The organism is Clostridium sp. CTA-7, from assembly GCF_054768095.1.
Genome location: NZ_BAAAAV010000004.1, coordinates 1 through 18,939 on the forward strand (window position 1 = coordinate 1; position 18,939 = coordinate 18,939).

The following is an 18,939-nucleotide window of genomic DNA, read 5'->3' on the forward strand; positions in this document are numbered from 1 at the left end:
ACCATTTCATTTACTCTTTGTTCATCTGTAACATCACATACATATCCATGTGCTTTTATTCCATGCTCTGCATAAGCTGCAATTCCTTTGTCAACAAATTCTTGACTAATATCATTAAATACAACTGTTGCTCCTGCTTCCCCATATGATTTTGCTATTGGAAATCCTATTCCATAAGATGCTCCTGTTACTAAAGCTACCTTTCCTTCTAATGAAAAATTCTTCATACTATCCATGATAAATTCCTCCTAATTTTAACTTTTATATTTTAATAGTAGTATTTATCTTAATTCAGTCATTTTAACAGCATCCATATCATCAAAGTCTTGGTTTTCTCCAACCATACCCCAAATGAAAGTATAAGCTCTTGTTCCGGAACCTGAATGTATTGACCAACTTGGTGATATTACTGCTTCTTCATTTCTCATAACAATATGTCTTGTTTCTGTAGGTTCACCCATATAGTGCATTACAACGCTGTCATCTTTCATTTCAAAATATAAGTAAACTTCCATTCTTCTGTCATGTGTATGACATGGCATTGTATTCCAAACACTTCCTGGTTTTAATTGAGTCATTCCCATTACTAGTTGACAGCTTTCTACTTGTCCTGGAAGTATATATTTTCTTATTACACGATGATTAGATGATTCTAATGATCCTAGCTCTACAGTTACACAATCTTCTGGTTTAATAAGTACTGTTGGATATTTTGTATGAGCTGGTGCACTATTAAAATAGAATTTTGCTGGATTATTTTCATCTTCACTAGCAAATTCAATATTTTCAGTTCCCATTCCAATATACATTCCATCTTTATAATCTAATGTATACTTTTCTCCATCTAATGTAATAGTACCTTTTCCACCTATATTTATTACTCCAAGCTCTCTTCTTTCTAAGAAGTATTTAGCTCTAAGTTCATCACCTGCTTCTAATGTAAGAGGTTTAACTGGCACTGCTGCACCTATAATTATTCTATCGATGTGGCTATATACCATTTTTACTTCATTTGTAACAAATAAGTTTTGAATTAAAAATTCCTCTCTTAATTGATCAGTAGTATAATGCTTCACATCTTTTGGTGATGCTGCTGTTCTTAATTCCATCTCAAAATCTCCTCCTTCATATCTTATGATACTAGTTTAACATTTTAAATTTTCTATTTCTTGTGTTATTATGTCATAAATATTGCAAATATTGAACTTAAAGCTTATAATTAGGATAAACTGTGAAAGAGGGTGTTATTGTGAATGAATTTAACTCATGTGAAGCTGCAATAAAAAGCGCTTTAGAAAACAAATACTTTTCTATAGCTCACTTGTATAAAGAAGAAAAATCAATGGCTATGCATATACATGATTCCTATGAAATTTATTATTCAATAACAGGAGGAAAACAATTTCTTATTGGTAATAAATTTTATGATATTAAGCCTGGTGACTTATTTGTAATAAATCAATTTGAAAGTCACTACATATCTAAATTAGATAAGATAGTTCACGAAAGAATTGTTCTTTCAATTGATCCTGAATTTTTAAAATCTTCTTCTAGCAAGAAAACTGACTTAAACTATTGTTTTTCTAATCGTAATAAAGATTTTAATCATAGAATTTCTTTAAATAAGGAACAACAAGGTCGTTTTATATATTTTATTAATAAAATAATTGCATCTGAAGGTTTTGGAAGTGATATAATTGAATATTCAACATTTTTAGAACTGATGATTTTTTTAAATAAGGTTTATATTAGTAATGAGCGTTCTATCTCTGAAGAATATTCTTATAAATATAATCAGCAGGTAGATGAAATAATAGAATACATAAATACTAACATAACTGAACCTATTACAATTGAACACTTAGCAAGTAACTTTTATTTAAGCTCATCTTATATTTGTAGGATCTTTAAAGCAGCTACAGGAACAACAATTAATAAATATATTTCTGGAAGAAGAATTTCCATTGCTAAAGCTATGCTTGCAAATGGAGAAACAGTTAATGATGTTTGTGAGAAATGTGGTTTTAATGATTATAGTAATTTTCTTAAAACATTTAAAAAAGCAGTTGGTTTTTCTCCTAAGAAATATTCAACATTTAGTACAAGCTAACGATTATAAAATAATATAAATAGAAATAGATAAAAACATAAATTATAAATAAAAGAAAAAACAGTTAAAAGATTATATAGAATTACCTTCTAACTGTTTTTTCTTTTTAAAAATTTTATCCTTTATGGGAATATTATATATTTAAATATTACTCCACCTCTTTATTGTTCTCAATAATTTATAGCAAATTAAAATTATTTTATGTGTCGTTTCATTTCTATAAAAAATCCAAGTCCCTGTAACATGATAAAAGGATTATATATTCTTTTATATTTTTCAAATCCAATTTTCTCATATAATCTTTTAGCATTTTTATTTTTAGATAAAACTTCAATATAGCACTCCTTAAAATCAAGTTCATTGAATACAAAATTTATAAGTTTTGTTGCTATACCTTTTCCTCGATATTTTTTATCAGTTGTCAGATAATCAATATAGACATCTTTTTCTCCTTTTACTGTTGGCTTCTCCATAATATAGCTCATTTGCTTATAAACTATATAACCCTTTCCTTTTCCTAAAAGCTTTTGGCAAATGGATTTATTGAAACAAGTAGGACGTTTTATGTTATTTCCTATCCCTAAAAAACCAACAACATTATTTTCAAATAAAGCAACATAAATCATTGAGAAATCTAATGAATGCAAAAATAACTCTTGTAATATTTTTTTGTCCTTTGAAAAAGAAAGTATTTTATAAAAACCATCAACAAATAATTTAACAGCTTTAACCTTATATTCATCATCTAAATTTGATAATTTTACTATTTTAAAATTTTCTATTAATTTCACCTCACTTCAAAACAAATACTAGCAAACTCATAACATCTAAGAAATATATAATAATTGTCTCAGAATATGGCACTCTTACCAACCAAGATTACTGTAAGTGCTAGCGATTTGCTTTAATTAAATCCATATCTACATCAAATAATTCATTTATATCTATTCCATATAAAATATCACCTATATCTCCTTCTAGTTTAACCTTTTTGATACCAAAATTCTCATTTAAAATAAGTGTTGAACTTATTGAATTAATAATAGTTTTTGTAGCTGTGCTTGACCCATAAATGCCATGTTCAGCTAAAGGTACACTTTCATAGATATAGACATATGCTACTTCATCTTTAACTGATACATCTAAAATCTCTAGCTCTTTAGGTAGCGAACTTATTAATTCTTTACTTTTAGGTCCTTCTATTAATGCCTGTATAGCCTTTTGTGGAGTAGCATCTTCAATATATCTCTCTTCTCCAATAAGATATTCTGCATTAGAATCTGAAAAATATAGATTAACAACTTCTTCTTTTCCATTATTCTTAGATGAACATCCAGTAAACATTAAAAGTAAGACCATAATGGATGATAATTTCTTAAAACTAGTCACATCACTCTTCACCCTTCTAATAATTAAACTTTATTATAGCTAAGTTACATTACTTTACTTATATATTTCTTTTGTCTTTTAAATCCTATAAAGAAAATTAAGCTTTGTAAAATAAGAAAAAGCCATGGAGCTATATCGATACTCCATATAAATAAAGAATATATAATATATAAAATTCCTAAAAAATAAATCATTCCTCTGAATTCTTTTATATACGTCTCTTTATCACTAATTTTATATCCATATCTTACTCTACAAAAAATTCTTTCCGGAATAAATTTAGATAAAATTATAATCCCAATACCAAATAAACTAATTATTAGTGATATAGCTATTTCAAATAACTTCATAATACTCTCCTCTACTCTATAAACCATATATAAATCACATATAAATCACATATGATTATTATTAAAATAGTTGCTTTAATAATAATTAATAAATATAAAGAATCAAACATCCTCCCCATTTATATCCATTATATTTAATTAATGTTATAATTACCATAAAAATATACTATAATTCAATACACACTTATATAAGATTATTGAAAGAAGGGAAAGTTAAAATGAATTTTAAAAAAAGGATAATACTAACGGTTATTTTACTTATGATAATTAGTTTATTAATTGGATGCAGTAATGATATCACGAATTCTATTTATGATAACAATGCTAAAATAGCTAAATCATATGATTCTTTTGGATTAGATGATAGCAAGGAAACAATAGAATCAGGAGTATATACAGGAAAGCTTAAATTAAGTGGGTGTGGAACCATCTGGAGATATGAAAGTGATTCAGATTTTAATTTAGAAGCTCCGTGTAAATTATCAGTAAAAAGTGGAAAAGCAAAAATAGTTTTAATATCACCTGATGATACAGTTACTAATCTTGTAGAAATCTCAAATAAAGATACTACAGATGAAAACACTACCTTAACTTTACCAATAAAAAAAGGTATTAACCGTATAAAAATAGTAGGTTACGATAAAGCAGATATTAATATTGAATTAAATATAACTAAAGGTGATTTTCAATAAATATAAAGAATATTTTCAATAAATAAGTTTATAATAATACATTTAAATTTACAGTGTTAATTAATAATATTTACAAAAGCCACTAATTAAAAATATTAAAAAAACAGCAAATTAAGGGAGGTAAAAGTACTTCCCTTAATTTATATATGTATCTATAATATCATAAATCCATAAGATATTATTTTTATAGTACTAGTCATTATTTTCTAACTTCTAGACATATATTTTTGGAATACCCTGTCTGCTATTTCTGGATTAGATTGTTTTAAATCATTTAAATATACAAGAGCACTTCCCTTATATTCTTTTTCTTCTCCAAGTAAAATGACCTCATAGCAGCTTCTTAAAATATTTATTACACAATTTTCATAATGATTTTCTTTGCAACTTTTACAAGTCTTAAGTATATCTACTACCCCTTCCATTATATATTCTTTATCATATATTTTAGTATCTGTAATTGGAATTTTATTACATCCATCTATAACATATGTAACCTTATTAATCATACAATTCTTTATACATTCTGTCCCATATCCAACTAAACATTTTTCTCTTTCGCATACTCCACATTCACTTTCAGATAAACAGCATGGTCCTAACTTGTCCACCAATCTACTAAAGTTAATTTCTTTAAATGCAACTCCCATTTTTTATCCTCCATTTATTATAAACATATCTAATTTAGGCTATTTTTCTGCTTAACTATACATTCTTAAAGCATTTTTTTAATTCCTAAATTATAATTTAATAAATTCTTCACTCAAAATTTCTCTATAAAGAATTTATAAAATTTCTTCTATATTATACCATTCACGTTTCATTTTATCCAACTTTTTACCAGTAAGCCTTATAGATATCATTGCTTTTCTTTACTTTCTGCATCTATATTATTAAATACAAAACTATTATTACTAAATAGTTTTATTAATTTTAGCTAATCTAGTAGCAAATATAATAAAGTAAGTAAAAAATAAGTGATAAATAATTTCCTGTATTTAAATAATATTAAAAATAATTATTTAAATAATAAAAATCATATTCAGTATTAATACCATTTAGACATCTAAGTACTGCTATTTAAATATGTAAAGATGGGTATTTTCGTCTTTTAATACTCATATGACTAAATTTACTTATCACTTTTTTTATTTTTTATTTTATTGTTTTCTTGTTGATTATTTTGTTGTTGGTTATTTTGTTGTTGATTGTCTCCTTGCTGATTGTTTTGCTGCTGGTTATTTTGTTGCTGATTATTTTGTTGTAAAGATTCTAGACGTTGTTTCTGTGCCGCAATAGTTAACAATATACTCCCTATGTCTACAATAAGATTTCCAAGAACATTTATTTCATCAGTACTCTTACCTTGAGCTATTGTAATAGCAATAGCATTACCTAAAATTGCCAATTCTTCCGGACTTAAATTATCTGTACATATCATTTTAGACTTCTCCTACTATAGAATACATTTATCTTTTTAACTATTAAATAATATGATTATATTTCTAAGGATATGTGTATTTCCTTAATAGTATAAATGCTTAACGTTAAATTAAACTTTTTCTAAATTTAAAAATACTCAACATTTTTATTCAAAATGCTGAGTATATCTGTTATATTATTAACTTAATAAATCTTTTAAAATTACATATTAAATTATTTTTTTTATTAATATAATAATACTTTTAACTAAACTTCTTTTTTTATTGCTTAATTTTTGATAAGTTTCTTTTCTAATCTGAATTGAACTTAATCCTTCCTCTTTGCAATATTTTTCAAAGTCCATAGTGTTTTTTCCACTTTTAATTACACCATTTACAAATTCCTCAATCGTAGCCATCTATAATTCCTCCATTTCTATTTATTTCACCTATTTCCTTATGATTGTTTCTAACTTTTCTTAAATTGCTCATCTTACAAAATCCTCCTTTAAATTATTTTTATATAAAAATGACCCTAGTTTACCCAGGGTCATTAAAATATCACTTTATTTAATAAATAAATGCATAAAAAAACCATGAGCATAATAACTCATGGTGGTATACTTAATAAATTTAATTTTTCATAAAAAAATTATAAACTATCTCCACTGGTAGAGCTACTAATAAAAAACGAACTATATTTAATTTTATTCTTATTTTCCTTTAAATAAATAAACATATCTCTACCTCCTTTTTCAAAATTTATTAATTATTACTTTTTTATTATACAGTTCAATCCACATTTTGTAAATACTTAATATGTAAAAAAATAATAATTTTAGTAGTTTTTTATTCTGAGTTTTCCAATTAAGAGAATTCTTTCAATCTATTCTTTACAGCATACGTAATTTATATCGATACATTTGTATTGAATTTCTTTTAGTATATTCCATCTATTTATAATAGTTTTTCTCTCAAGTCTTAATTTCATGATATTTACTTATGGATTTACATTCTTATTAAATAAAAATAGAATTACAAAAGATAAAATTATTTCAACAATCATAGTTATAAAAGTGCTATAAGGATTGACAGTAAGATTCATTTATATAATATTCAATTTCTTTTAAATTTTCTCTACTTGTCCAATCTGCTGACTTGTCCATGGATTCTATAAATGCTTTTTCCCAAGGTTCAAATTGTAATGGATCTTTTTTGCTTAGCACTCCTTTTAACATTCCAATTAAAAATTTATCTCTAAAACTCATGCTTTTTAAATCAAACATTCCTCTTAGATAGAAAAGCTTAATGTTCTTTAGTTCATCTGAAAAATTATGTTCTTTAAGCTGAATATATGCCTTTTCATCATATGGTGAAGCTCCAACCATAAAAACCATTATGTTTTTATTTTTTAGATTATTATAATTCTTCTTTATTAAAGATAAACCTGATATTCCAGAACCATATATTCCTCCTCCGTAAATTACGGTGTCATAATTTGCAAACATTTCTATCTTGAATTTATCTTTTGAAAACAATTCAGCTCCAATATCCTCTGCTAACCACTCAGCATACTTTTTGGTTGCTCCATATTTACTTTTGTATATGACTACTACTTTTGCCATATAAATAATCCCCCTTTTACTTTCCCTACATAAGTATCTTCATAAAAATTTTTAATATTTCTTAATTATGTAATTTATCCTAATTAAACTATAAGCAAACTTTTCCTCTAATATGCTTTATTTTACGCTATTATAAAATTCTTTTAATTCCTTCTTTACTTCAGTTGAAAGATTATGCCATCTAATTCCTTGTATTGCTCCCTCTAGTGCATATAATCTATTAATACAGGCTGAACTGTCTATAGCTTTTATATTTAACCAAGCTTCCTTACTTCCAGATTCTTTTAATTGATCAATTGTTTCTATTCCAGTTTCATTAAGTTGTTCCTCTAGTTTCTCTCCTATATTAGGTAAATCTGACAACTTATCCATTAAATAATACTCCTATAAATTAGCTTTAAATTTGTACTTATTCTAATACTTTTATATACCTCTTATGATATTATAAAAATTATCTTTATCATATTTACTTTCAAATAAATTAAAATAATCACATATTTCTATTGCAAAATCAATAAAAGCTATACCTTGTGCAGTTATAATATTTTTATCTCTTACTACTCTATCTTCAATAAAATTTCCTCTCGGAAAAGGATCCTTTTCTCCAAATATCTCTTTATGCTTTTGAGTCCACTCTGAAGCAGGAGTTGTGTATTTAACATTATTAAGAATACCTGCCTTAGCTAAAAATACCGTACCAGCACCACATATCGCTGCAATTATCTTTTCCTTTGAGTTTAAGTTTTGAATTAAGTTAATTAATTCAATTCTAGTTTCTCCATACCACCCGCCAGGAATTATTAGACCTTCAACTTCATCATTTAACACATCACTAACTAATCTTGAAGGTTTATATAAAAATCCAGAACGTCCTTCAATAAATTTATCTTCATATGCAATTGTGATTATTTCTTTATTAGCACTTGTATTTAATAAGTGTGTAATAAATGTAATCTCATAATCTGTCATTCCATCAAAAATGAATACTAATAACTTCCCCATATTTTCTCCCTTTTTTTATTTTACTTCTACAAGTTTCTATTAGTATAAACTTTCAATGCCTTAATTACTGATACTAATAATAACTGTAATTAAATAATATTTAAAACTGATATAACCCCAAATAATCTCATTATCCTAAAAAGAATTCAGCGCACTTCCCCCCTTTATAATTATTTAAATTAAGTTTTGATAATCCCAATTTTTCATCCTAACTTTATAGACCTCATGCATATGTGATATTGATTCTTTATTTAAATCTATCCACTTATATTCATCATGCTCATCTGATAATTTAATGTCTATTTTATCAACTTTACATAAATATATAATTCCTGTAATTTGATAATCTTTACCTATATAATCCCATGTGTCAATAATCTTTCCTGGATACACTAAAAGACCTGTTTCTTCTAATACTTCTCTCTTTAACGTTTCTTCCGCACTTTCACCAAATTCCATTCTTCCCCCTGGTAATTCCCATATATTTTCCTTTATATTGCTTTTGTGCATAATTAAAAATTTATCTTTATTAACTATCAATGCTTTAGTTGCAAAATATATTATTTTATTATCCTCCATACCTAACCTCTTCTATCCATATGAGTAACTCACTTAAATGCTTGTACTATCTGTAAAAAAATACTTTTATAGATGCACTTGTGAAAATTATAATGCCTAATAAAACCATGAATACTCCGACACTTTTATTTCTCTTTCTAACTACTTTAGAGTTTACTCTATTTGATAGCTCAATTTGACTTAATCCTCCGAATAATTGAGTTAATCCTAAAGATATCATAATATAGTCAATATTAATATACTTCATAAAATATAGTACGACTAAGCAAATAGTTGTAACTGAAAAAATAATGGCAAGTATTGACCATACTTTTTTATTAATTTGCATAAATATATTCCTTTCTATTTACAATACTTAATAATTATTAAATTTAATATCTTTATTATATACAATTCTAAATATTATTTAAACATTATTTACCATATATACATATTAATTCTTCTTAATTATTATTTTTATATAAATTGTATAAAAAAACTGTATTAAAGTTTCTTTACTTACTAACTTTAATACAGTTCTTAAATTTATTCATTTCTACTTATATAATATGTAAATATAAATCCTAAAATTCCAAGTATAACACCTATTACACTGCTTAATCCATCAACTCCTGGAAATACTGAAAATACTGATCCTAGTATAAATCCAAATATTAATATATAAGTTTGCTCTGGATATTTTAAAAGTAGCACTTCAATTATTCTAGCTGTAGCTAAGGTACCAACTATACCTCCTATTACTAATGGTATTAAAACTGGAATATTCATTTGCACAACTGCTGTTATAACTGTGTTGTATAGCCCTAAAACATAAAGCATAAATGAACCACTAATTCCAGGTAGTATAAGTGCCACTGCTACTACTACTCCACCAATAAGAAGCCATAAGAAATTACCTAAAGTTAATGAAGTTATTATAGCTGATGCATCATTATTTGGTGTTCCCATCATTAAAACAATTATTATTCCAGCAAGTAAGTATAAAATGCTACTTTTATTAAAGCCTTTAACAGTTGCTTTTCTAAACATTAGTGGTGCCCCACCTAAAATAACTCCTATAAATAAATATCCAACTGGTATAGGATAATTATCAAATAAAGTTTTAACTATATTACTAAATAGAAATATTCCTACTACTGCTCCTATACCCACTTGAAGCAATATTTTATATTGCTTTTTAAAATCCTTTAAAATATTATTAACTGCATGAAGTAATTTATCATATATTCCAAGAATCATAGCAATAGTTCCCCCACTAACCCCTGGAACAATTTGAGATATACTAATTACTACACCCTTTAGAAAATTCTTTAAGAATTCCATATCTGCACCTCTATTGTAAAATATTAATATATTTTTTCCATACTAGCATAATACTCCTGACAAAGTCAAAGCTATTAACATAGATTTAACATTAATATTATTCAAGTTTAATTTTCAGTAAATTATTCATCATTGTAAGTGGGGTGCTAAACTATTAATTTGTTATGTTTATCTTTATATTTATTTCAACATAAATCATTCTTAAAAACTACTTATATCAACGCTTTAAGTGTAGTTACTACATAAAATTATTAAATACCTACTATATACCCCATTCCTCTTTTAGCTTATTAACTATCTTCATCATTTCACCATCATCATTTGCTATATCTGGGTGGTATGTCTTTGCTAAAGTCTTATATAGTTTCTTATATTTACTTTTATCTTCCTGATTGTGGTTACTATGTTTATTACTTTGATAACTACCATACGAATGATAACTACCATATGAATTATAACTATTGTAGTTACTATTAAAATTTTCGTAATAACTACGCTCCTGTTCTTTTTTAGTTTCATACTGCTTTTTTATATTGTTTAACATTTCCTCATTTCTAAACACTCCAAATATATCATAACAATAATCATATGAATCTTTGCCATATACCTTTTCAAACTTTTCTTTTTCTTCTAACTTACTCTCTACTTCTTGTATTACACAATACATTATTTAATCACCTTTTTTGTAGTTACTTCAAAATTCCGTATAGTAGCTACATTTTTATTTTTAAATGCTTCGTCATAATTAAGAACCTTAAATATATTTGACTAATCTTATATTAATCCATATTCATGATGTATTAATGGATTTACTTCTTTTATTGCTTTTATTAGCCTTCTTCTATTAAATTCATCTACATTCTTAAATGATCAAAAAGTTACAACATTAACTTGACATTTATACTATCTCATAAGTAAATTTATTTAACATCTTTTCTTTTGTAGTGTCATTATATATTTACCACTACTTTTCACCTTTCCTATTTTCTTATCTCTATATATTCTAAATCTTTAATAAAAGATTTTAAAACATCAAATCGATATATATGGTAAATTTGTTTTAAATTTACTTTTATTTATGTATAATAAACATATTAATTAAATAGCAATTTTAAAAAATATAAAGTAATTAATAACAATAATATTTCTGAAGGGTGAAAAGGTGCATATGATGAATTATATACCTAAAAAGGCTAAAGAGATTATAGACTATCATATTAAAATCATTGAATCAAGCTTACCTAATTTTCTTGAATCATATTATATTTATGGCTCTATTTCATTAGGGGCATTTGATTCCACTTTTAGTGATATTGATTTTATTGCAGTGATTAAAAGAAAAGTAAATGAAGAAGATATAAATACTCTAAAAAAAATTCATGCCGATATGCAAAGAAAATATCATAAAACTATTTTAGATGGAATGTATGTATTTAATAATGATATAGAATCTTTAAACAAAATCAAAAGTTCATGTCTTAGATTTAACGATGGGAAATTTCAGGGTTTTAAAAGCTTTGATAGAAACTCCATAGATGCCTACCAATTAAAAAAATATGGTATAACTATAAAAGGACAAGCGATAAAGAATTTAAATTATGGGATAAACTTTGATATTTTGATTGATGAAATGAGGAATAATCTTAATACTTACTGGATTAATTGGATTAATGACTGTAGGAAGTTAACACCCATGAAATATATTGGTTTATTTGTAAGTTTAAATATTATTGAATGGGGAGTTTTGGGTGTTTCCCGCCTTTATTATACCTTCAAAGAAAGAGATATAACATCCAAAATTGGTGCTGGGGAATATGCACTACAAAATCTACCTGAAAGATGGCATAAAATAATTAATGAGTCCATGAGATTAAGAAAAGGTAATAAAAAATCTTATTATAATTCTATTTTTGAAAGAAGAAATGATGCCTTAACATATATTAATTACATAATTCAAGAAAGCAATGAACTTTTTAATGAGAAGAAGTAATTTTCATTATTAATATATAGCAATATAAAAGGATGCATACAGGATGTCCTCCTATATCAGCTAATTTCCAGAGTTTATCAATAATTTTATGTAAACTTTAGAAAAATAATTTATATTTTGTAGGTTGGATAGTATGATCACATATCCAACCTTTATCCTCACATTATTTTAAGACAGTACCTTCATTTAATATTAATTTAAATATAATATCATCATCTATAATCTCATAAGATAAAATCCAGCCATTTTCTTTAGCTAATTCACTACATAAATACAATCCAAGTCCTGAACTACTTACTTCTTTAGATATATCCTTGTAGTTATTATATTTTATAAATGGTTCTAATAGCTTATCTCTTATTTCTAAAGGAATTTTAGCACATTTATTTTTAATTTCTAAGGTTATTTCTTTTTTATCTTCATATAGCTTTATATTGATCTCGTTATTAACTGAATATTTAATGCTGTTATCCAAAAGGTTTAAAATAATTTGTTCAAAATCCTCTAAAACGCCATAGAACATAACTTCTTGTAATTCTTCTTTTATATAAAGACCATTACTTTTAATCCTTAATTCCAAATCTTCTAATATCTCTTTAATTATATTAGTTAGTGAAAATTCACTTTTACATTTGCTCTTATTTATTTTCCCTCTTGAGCTTTCTAAAATCTTCTCAACTAGCTTTTTCATTTTCTCACATTCAAGAACTATCCTACTGCTCGCTCTATTTAAAAATTCATCATCCATTTCTTTTATATTTTCATCTCTTAGTATTTGAGAATACAAAGAAATAGCTGTAACTGGAGTTTTTAGTTCATGAGTTGCATTATTAAAAAATTCTCTTAAGGCTTTTTCTTGATTATTTAACTGATTTTTCATAGAGTTATAGGTTTTAGTTAAATCAGCTATTTCATCTTCTGTATTTATTTCTATATCTTTAATATCTTTTCCTAAAGTAAATTCCTCCATAGAAATACTTAAGTTTCTAAGTGGCTTTGTAACCTTCTTAATAATCATAGATATAACTAATATAATTGTTATAACAATAAATACTTGTCCTAAAATTATAATTCCTATTGTTTTTATCATTTCATTATATTTACTTAAGTAGTCCTTTTGTATTATTAAATTACCACTAAAGTTATCTTTAATATATAAAGGATAATTATAAGTTGTAAAGTAAGAATTATTTGAATGCTTAAACTTAATTATAGATTTAATATTATTACTTTCTTTTATTATACTTGTTATTTCTTCATTATTTATAATTTTTCCTACAGATTGATTTATATTGCCATTATCATCAGCTATACTAACATAACCTTGTGTTATTTCATTAATTGGAGATAATGCTTTCCAAATAGGCTCTCCCATTATTTCATTTTGCCTTATTATATTTAAAGATGTTAATTTGATTCTATTCATTTCTTCTATGATATCATTCTTAAAAGACTTATCTAAAAATAATGAAATAAATATAGTAAATATTATATTTATAGTTACAACTGAAATTATTGTCCCAATTAAAAGCTTTCCTCTCAAGGTTTTATTCAAAATATCACCTCATTATATATCCTATTCCAAATACTGTTTCTATAATAGAATTGTCTTTATCTTCATTAAGCTTTTCTCTTAATCTTCTTATATGGACATCAACAGTTCTAGTATCTCCTTGATAATCATATCCCCATACCTTATCTAATAAATCATCTCTTGAAAATACAACTCCCTTATTTTCATATAAAAAATTTATTAAATCAAACTCTTTTCTTCTTAAAGGAACCTCTTTACCTTCCTTTATTACACTTCTATCTCTTTTATTAATTTCTATAATCTCTTGGTCTTTATCTTTATTTGAAGTAATATTTTCTTCTATACCTTTTTCATTTCTTCTAAAGATTACTTTTATTCTAACTAAAACCTCCTTAATTTCAAAAGGCTTTACAATATAATCATCAGCTCCAAGCTCTAAACCTAATATTTTATCTATTATTTCACCTCTTGCAGTTAACATTATTACATAAGTACTCTTAGATATTTCCTTACATATATCAAAGCCATCAATATCAGGTAACATTAAATCTAATAAAACTAAATCTGGTTTAAATTCTTTAACTTTTTCTAAAGCATCCTTTCCATTAAATACACTTCTTACATCATATCCTTCTTTTCTAAGTGCAAAGGTTATTGCATCATTTATTGAGTATTCATCCTCAACTACTAATATATTTTTCTTTCCCATAGTTCCCCCATAAATTTATTTTTCTTCTATTTCTAAGAATGAATATTTTACGTCTTTAACATAAGATGATTTACCAGCAGTATTCTCTTCAAATTTTATCAATTCAAAAAATATACTATTTCCCTCCTTATTTGCTTTTGCTATAATATTCTGATAATATGAATCATCAGCAAGCTTAAAAATCAAATCAAATTCACCTTTATCTCCTATTTCTGCAAGATATAGTTTATTTCCATGACTAACCACAAAAAATTCAGTATTTTCAATTTCATTAATAATAAATACTTCTTCATCCATTATTTTTATTTCATTTGTACTTATATTATATAAAACATCTTTATAGCCTTTATCATCAATAAATGATATTATTAAATAATCTCCACACTTATTAAAATAACCCATTCTAGTTACAGTATCACCATTTATTGTTTCAATTCCAACTTTTGAAAAATCAAATTTTTTATAATCTTCAAAATAAATTTTCCCATCCTTTAAAATTACTTTTCTAATTTGTCCAATGGTATCTAATGCCATAATGGATTTTTCTTTTTCATCGTAGTAAAATCTATTTAATTCCATTTTTACTATACCAGTTGTATAATAAGTTTCATTTTTTATATCTACAATTAATATTGATTTTTCTTCTTTCACCTCTGAATCTCTTCTCTTAGAAGTTTCTTCTATATAATAATTATCATCTACCTGAAACGTAGTACTACTAATATCTCCAAAATCATAATACATTTCAAAATAAGCTTTATCATAATATTCTAATTCAAATTTAATATTCTTTTCTAAATCTATATAGTAAAATTTTTTATCTCTTGTATAAATACCTTCACTATAAACTCCTCTATAAGAAGTTGTTTTTCCTGTTGATTTTATATAGTAGTCTATATAGTTTATACCCTCTTTTGCAAACCATTTATTTTCTTCTTTTATTAATTCTCCAGATTCATTTATTATATATGGACCTCTTGTTTCGTCTTCACTAACTGGCTCAGTTCTAGATGTACTTAGAATACCATTTACTCCGTCTTCATCATAAAAAAGTGGCTTAAATAATATATCTTTATCATTAATATTTATAGTTCTTTCCGTAATCTTATATTTATTTAAAACTTCATTTTCCTTAGTATTTTCCTCTAACACTTTTGTATTATTGCAACTAACCATAGCTATGGAAAATAACGCTATTATCAGTGAAATTATTTTTTTCATAAGAAAAACCTCCCTGTACTTTTAATTATATATTACCTGGAAGTTTTTACATACTTTAATTAACTTATTACAAAGTTATTAAATTTATAAATTATTTATAACTTTCTTATATTAAATTTTCTTAATCAAATATCCTTGACTATATATTTAATTTTCATTCTTTGTTATTTCTATAATAGAGTATTTCATATCTTCTTTTATTACTGGAGCATTATAATCTTTAATATTTTCTTCATTATATTTAATTTTAGTAACAAATATACTATTTCCTTCTTTATTAGCTACACCATAAAAATACCTATATCCTTCGGAATCATCTAATTTATATATTAAATTTATTTCTCCATCATCACTTATTTCTGCTAAATACCTATTTTCATTATATAGACAAATAAAAAAATTAGTATTATTAACTTTTCCTATTACGATTTTTTCTTTATCCATAGATATAAACTCATCTGATTTAACTTTATAAAAAAGATTACTATAATCGTAAAACTCCTTAGATTCATTATTATGGATATTAAGAATTAAATTATCTTCAAAATAAAAACTTCCTAAATATCCGTATTTATCATATATTTCTAAATTCTCTACTCCAATATCTTTATACAACTCAAAAACTATCTCTTTTTCTTGTAATATTGACTTATAAATTTTACCTGAATTATCTATAGCCATTATAGCTTCTTCATTATTATCAAAATAAAATTTAATATACCTATTATTATTGTTTCTAACAACATAATAACTCTCATTTTTTAAATCAATAATAATTATTTCCTCATTATTTATAGATTTCCCTTTATCTTCTACATTAAAATATCCCTGAATATAATAATTTTCATTTCCTTCTAGCTTAGCCCCCCTATTTTCAAAGTTTTTAAGCTTTAACTCTATGGAATTATATATTTTTTCATATCCTTCTAGTTCAAATTTATTTTTATTTACTATATCTATATAATAAAATTTTCTTTCACTTAATCTATTATAGTTAAGCATATATACCCCTGAACCTATACATCCATAAGTATCCTTTATAAATCCTATCTCATCTTTATCAAACTTACCTTCTTCTACCCTTTTAAAAGCTCCACTACTATCAATATAGTAAGGTATTTGGAACTCTTCAGGAGCTCCACTATTTTTAGGAGACATCGTTCCATAAATTATGTCTGAATCATAAAACAAAGGCATAAAAGATTTATCTCTTTCTGTATTTTCAATATTTTTCTCAGTTATTTTATACTTATCAGATGTCTTATTATCCTTAGTATTTTCTTCTAATACTTTAGTATTATTGCAACTAACCATAGCTATAGAAAATATAGCTATCATCAGTAAAATTATTTTTTTCATAAGAAAAAACCTCCCTATACTTTTAATTATATATTACCTGGAAGTTTTTACATAGTTTGATTAAGTTGTTACAAAGTTATTAACTATTTTAAATAATATGAACATTACAATCTCATTTTCTAAATTTGAAATAAAGTTGCTAATAAATTTTTATAGTGCTATTATTTATAATGTTTTTAAAATAGTTAAGTAACTAATTGTAATATTAAAGTCTATAATATACTTTATTTTACTATATTACAGATTTCTAAATAAAGGGGGGCTATTTTTGACAAAAGATATGACAACAGGAAATCCTGTGAAACTTATTTTAACTTTTTCTATTCCTTTACTTATTGGTAATGTATTTCAACAGTTTTATAGTATGGTTGATACTATAATAGTTGGTAGATTTCTTGGAGTTAATGCATTAGCAGCGGTAGGATCTACTGGAGCCATGGTGTTTTTAGTTAATGGTTTTGTTATTGGACTAACTAGTGGTTTTGCTGTTCTAGTTGCTCAAAAATTTGGAGCTAATAATGAAGAAGGAGTAAGGAAAGCTTTTGCTAGTTCTTTAGTTTTATCTGCCTTAATGACTATAGTTGTTACTTTTATAAGTGTTGTTTCTGCAAGACCTTTACTTGAGCTTATGAACACTCCTTCTGATATTATTCAAGATTCATTATCTTATATAATCATAATATATGCTGGTAATATTGCTATAATATTTTATAACATTCTTGCAAGCATATTAAGATCTCTTGGAGATAGCAAAACACCTTTATATTTTTTAATTATTTCTTCAATATTAAATGTTGTATTAGATATTGTATTTATTGTTAACTTCTCAATGGGAGTAGCTGGAGCTGCTTATGCAACTGTTATTTCACAAGCTGTTTCTGCAATTTTATGTGCAATATATATAATAAAGAAATTTCCTATTTTAAAGCTTAAAAAGAAGCATTGGAAAATTAGAAAAAGCTATGTTCAAAAGCAATTAAGAATTGGTGTTCCAATGGCTCTCCAATTTTCAATAACAGCTGCTGGAGCAATGATACTTCAAAGCGCTCTTAATTCCTTTGGTTCTAAAGTAATTGCTTCATATACTGCTGCCTCTAAAGTTCAACAACTTGTAATGCAACCTGCTGTTACATTTGGAGTTGCTATAGCAACATACAGTGGACAAAACCTTGGTGCTGGAAGAATTGATCGTATAAAAGAGGGAGTTAAAAAATGTACTATGATAAGTATAGTTGTAAGTATTATATCTACTATAGTTGTTGTATTATTTGGTGGTGCTTTTACTAAATTATTTATGAGTGGTAATGATTTAGAAGTTATAGGATATGCAAGACAATATTTAAATACAGTTTCTATATTCTATATACCGCTAGGACTTATATTTATATATAGAAATACCCTTCAAGGAATTGGAGATAGCTTTGTTCCTATGATGGCTGGTGTCGCTGAAATGGTAGCTAGAACAGTTGTTGCATTTACATTACCAATTCTACTAGATTTTACAGGAATTGCTTTAGCTGATCCTGCTGCATGGATAGCTGCTGCCGTACCTCTTGCCATTACTTATTTTAAAAGAATTAATGTCCTTATGAAAGAAAAAGAACTCGCTAATTAATAAATGAAGTAAGCTGTATC

The 18,939-nt window shown here is 25.4% G+C and carries 23 protein-coding genes; 4 read left to right on the plus strand and 19 right to left on the minus strand.

The features are described from left to right. Both ACYUEX_RS08795 and kduI read right to left on the minus strand, forming a co-directional pair. A partial coding sequence (locus ACYUEX_RS08795; protein WP_460287696.1) for an SDR family NAD(P)-dependent oxidoreductase occupies nucleotides 1–236 on the minus strand: 236 nt, incomplete at its 3' end. A gap of 45 nt (nucleotides 237–281) precedes the next feature. Next, a complete protein-coding gene (gene kduI / locus ACYUEX_RS08800) occupies nucleotides 282–1,109 on the minus strand; it encodes a 5-dehydro-4-deoxy-D-glucuronate isomerase (protein WP_411170622.1) in 828 nt (275 codons plus the stop codon). A gap of 140 nt (nucleotides 1,110–1,249) precedes the next feature. Here kduI and ACYUEX_RS08805 point away from each other — a divergent pair, with 140 nt between their 5' ends. Further along, nucleotides 1,250–2,110 carry an AraC family transcriptional regulator gene (locus tag ACYUEX_RS08805; protein WP_460287697.1) on the plus strand — a complete coding sequence of 287 codons (861 nt, stop codon included), beginning with the start codon at nucleotides 1,250–1,252 and terminating at the stop codon, nucleotides 2,108–2,110. 194 nt (nucleotides 2,111–2,304) lie between these two features. Here the strand turns inward: ACYUEX_RS08805 and ACYUEX_RS08810 are convergent, their stop codons facing one another. The 3 genes from ACYUEX_RS08810 to ACYUEX_RS08820 form a co-directional block, all read right to left on the minus strand. Beyond that, nucleotides 2,305–2,901: a GNAT family N-acetyltransferase gene (locus ACYUEX_RS08810; protein ID WP_460287698.1), complete on the minus strand. Its 597-nt coding sequence runs from the start codon at nucleotides 2,899–2,901 to the stop codon at nucleotides 2,305–2,307. A 100-nt stretch (nucleotides 2,902–3,001) separates the two neighbouring features. Beyond that, a complete protein-coding gene (locus tag ACYUEX_RS08815; RefSeq protein WP_460287699.1) occupies nucleotides 3,002–3,499 on the minus strand; it encodes a GerMN domain-containing protein in 498 nt (165 codons plus the stop codon). A gap of 44 nt (nucleotides 3,500–3,543) precedes the next feature. Further along, the gene (locus ACYUEX_RS08820) at nucleotides 3,544–3,849 is read right to left on the minus strand and encodes a hypothetical protein (protein WP_411170618.1); all 306 of its coding nucleotides are present in this window, start codon (nucleotides 3,847–3,849) and stop codon (nucleotides 3,544–3,546) included. Between the two features lie 218 nt (nucleotides 3,850–4,067). Between ACYUEX_RS08820 and ACYUEX_RS08825 the strand changes: the two genes are divergently transcribed. After that, nucleotides 4,068–4,541: a 50S ribosomal protein L7ae gene (locus ACYUEX_RS08825; RefSeq protein ID WP_460287700.1), complete on the plus strand. Its 474-nt coding sequence runs from the start codon at nucleotides 4,068–4,070 to the stop codon at nucleotides 4,539–4,541. A 206-nt stretch (nucleotides 4,542–4,747) separates the two neighbouring features. Here the strand turns inward: ACYUEX_RS08825 and ACYUEX_RS08830 are convergent, their stop codons facing one another. From ACYUEX_RS08830 to ACYUEX_RS08875, 10 genes are all read right to left on the minus strand, one after another. Then, on the minus strand, nucleotides 4,748–5,191 hold the full coding sequence (locus tag ACYUEX_RS08830; RefSeq protein WP_460287701.1) for a hypothetical protein: 444 nt from the start codon (nucleotides 5,189–5,191) through the stop codon (nucleotides 4,748–4,750). A 482-nt stretch (nucleotides 5,192–5,673) separates the two neighbouring features. After that, nucleotides 5,674–5,982 carry a hypothetical protein gene (locus tag ACYUEX_RS08835; protein WP_411170615.1) on the minus strand — a complete coding sequence of 103 codons (309 nt, stop codon included), beginning with the start codon at nucleotides 5,980–5,982 and terminating at the stop codon, nucleotides 5,674–5,676. A 210-nt stretch (nucleotides 5,983–6,192) separates the two neighbouring features. Beyond that, on the minus strand, nucleotides 6,193–6,381 hold the full coding sequence (locus tag ACYUEX_RS08840; RefSeq protein ID WP_460287702.1) for a hypothetical protein: 189 nt from the start codon (nucleotides 6,379–6,381) through the stop codon (nucleotides 6,193–6,195). Nucleotides 6,382–7,041: 660 nt separating this feature from the next. Continuing rightward, nucleotides 7,042–7,587, minus strand: a complete 546-nt coding sequence (locus ACYUEX_RS08845) for a flavodoxin domain-containing protein (protein WP_460287703.1) — start codon at nucleotides 7,585–7,587, stop codon at nucleotides 7,042–7,044. 117 nt (nucleotides 7,588–7,704) lie between these two features. Then, nucleotides 7,705–7,959: a TfoX/Sxy family protein gene (locus ACYUEX_RS08850; protein WP_460287705.1), complete on the minus strand. Its 255-nt coding sequence runs from the start codon at nucleotides 7,957–7,959 to the stop codon at nucleotides 7,705–7,707. 51 nt (nucleotides 7,960–8,010) lie between these two features. After that, nucleotides 8,011–8,589, minus strand: coding sequence for a DJ-1/PfpI family protein (locus ACYUEX_RS08855; protein ID WP_460287706.1), 579 nt, complete (start codon nucleotides 8,587–8,589; stop codon nucleotides 8,011–8,013). A gap of 174 nt (nucleotides 8,590–8,763) precedes the next feature. Then, nucleotides 8,764–9,168: an NUDIX hydrolase gene (locus ACYUEX_RS08860; protein ID WP_460287707.1), complete on the minus strand. Its 405-nt coding sequence runs from the start codon at nucleotides 9,166–9,168 to the stop codon at nucleotides 8,764–8,766. 46 nt (nucleotides 9,169–9,214) lie between these two features. After that, nucleotides 9,215–9,496 (minus strand): hypothetical protein, encoded by a 282-nt coding sequence (locus ACYUEX_RS08865; protein ID WP_411170611.1) that lies wholly within the window; start codon nucleotides 9,494–9,496, stop codon nucleotides 9,215–9,217. A 197-nt stretch (nucleotides 9,497–9,693) separates the two neighbouring features. Beyond that, nucleotides 9,694–10,491 carry a DUF368 domain-containing protein gene (locus tag ACYUEX_RS08870; protein ID WP_460287708.1) on the minus strand — a complete coding sequence of 266 codons (798 nt, stop codon included), beginning with the start codon at nucleotides 10,489–10,491 and terminating at the stop codon, nucleotides 9,694–9,696. A 262-nt stretch (nucleotides 10,492–10,753) separates the two neighbouring features. Then, a complete protein-coding gene (locus ACYUEX_RS08875; protein ID WP_460287710.1) occupies nucleotides 10,754–11,158 on the minus strand; it encodes a hypothetical protein in 405 nt (134 codons plus the stop codon). A 501-nt stretch (nucleotides 11,159–11,659) separates the two neighbouring features. Between ACYUEX_RS08875 and ACYUEX_RS08880 the strand changes: the two genes are divergently transcribed. Then, entirely contained in the window at nucleotides 11,660–12,481 is an 822-nt protein-coding gene (locus tag ACYUEX_RS08880; protein WP_460287711.1) for an aminoglycoside adenylyltransferase domain-containing protein, read from the plus strand. A gap of 163 nt (nucleotides 12,482–12,644) precedes the next feature. On the opposite strand, the gene ACYUEX_RS08885 is transcribed toward ACYUEX_RS08880, so the two are convergent. The 4 genes from ACYUEX_RS08885 to ACYUEX_RS08900 form a co-directional block, all read right to left on the minus strand. Next, a complete protein-coding gene (locus ACYUEX_RS08885; RefSeq protein ID WP_460287712.1) occupies nucleotides 12,645–14,036 on the minus strand; it encodes a HAMP domain-containing sensor histidine kinase in 1,392 nt (463 codons plus the stop codon). A 4-nt stretch (nucleotides 14,037–14,040) separates the two neighbouring features. Further along, nucleotides 14,041–14,724, minus strand: a complete 684-nt coding sequence (locus ACYUEX_RS08890; RefSeq protein WP_460287713.1) for a response regulator transcription factor — start codon at nucleotides 14,722–14,724, stop codon at nucleotides 14,041–14,043. A 15-nt stretch (nucleotides 14,725–14,739) separates the two neighbouring features. Beyond that, nucleotides 14,740–15,945, minus strand: a complete 1,206-nt coding sequence (locus tag ACYUEX_RS08895) for a hypothetical protein (protein ID WP_460287714.1) — start codon at nucleotides 15,943–15,945, stop codon at nucleotides 14,740–14,742. A 147-nt stretch (nucleotides 15,946–16,092) separates the two neighbouring features. Next, nucleotides 16,093–17,304 (minus strand): hypothetical protein, encoded by a 1,212-nt coding sequence (locus ACYUEX_RS08900; protein ID WP_460287715.1) that lies wholly within the window; start codon nucleotides 17,302–17,304, stop codon nucleotides 16,093–16,095. A gap of 268 nt (nucleotides 17,305–17,572) precedes the next feature. Between ACYUEX_RS08900 and ACYUEX_RS08905 the strand changes: the two genes are divergently transcribed. Next, nucleotides 17,573–18,919: an MATE family efflux transporter gene (locus ACYUEX_RS08905; protein WP_460287716.1), complete on the plus strand. Its 1,347-nt coding sequence runs from the start codon at nucleotides 17,573–17,575 to the stop codon at nucleotides 18,917–18,919. The last annotated feature ends 20 nt before the right edge of the window (nucleotides 18,920–18,939 follow it).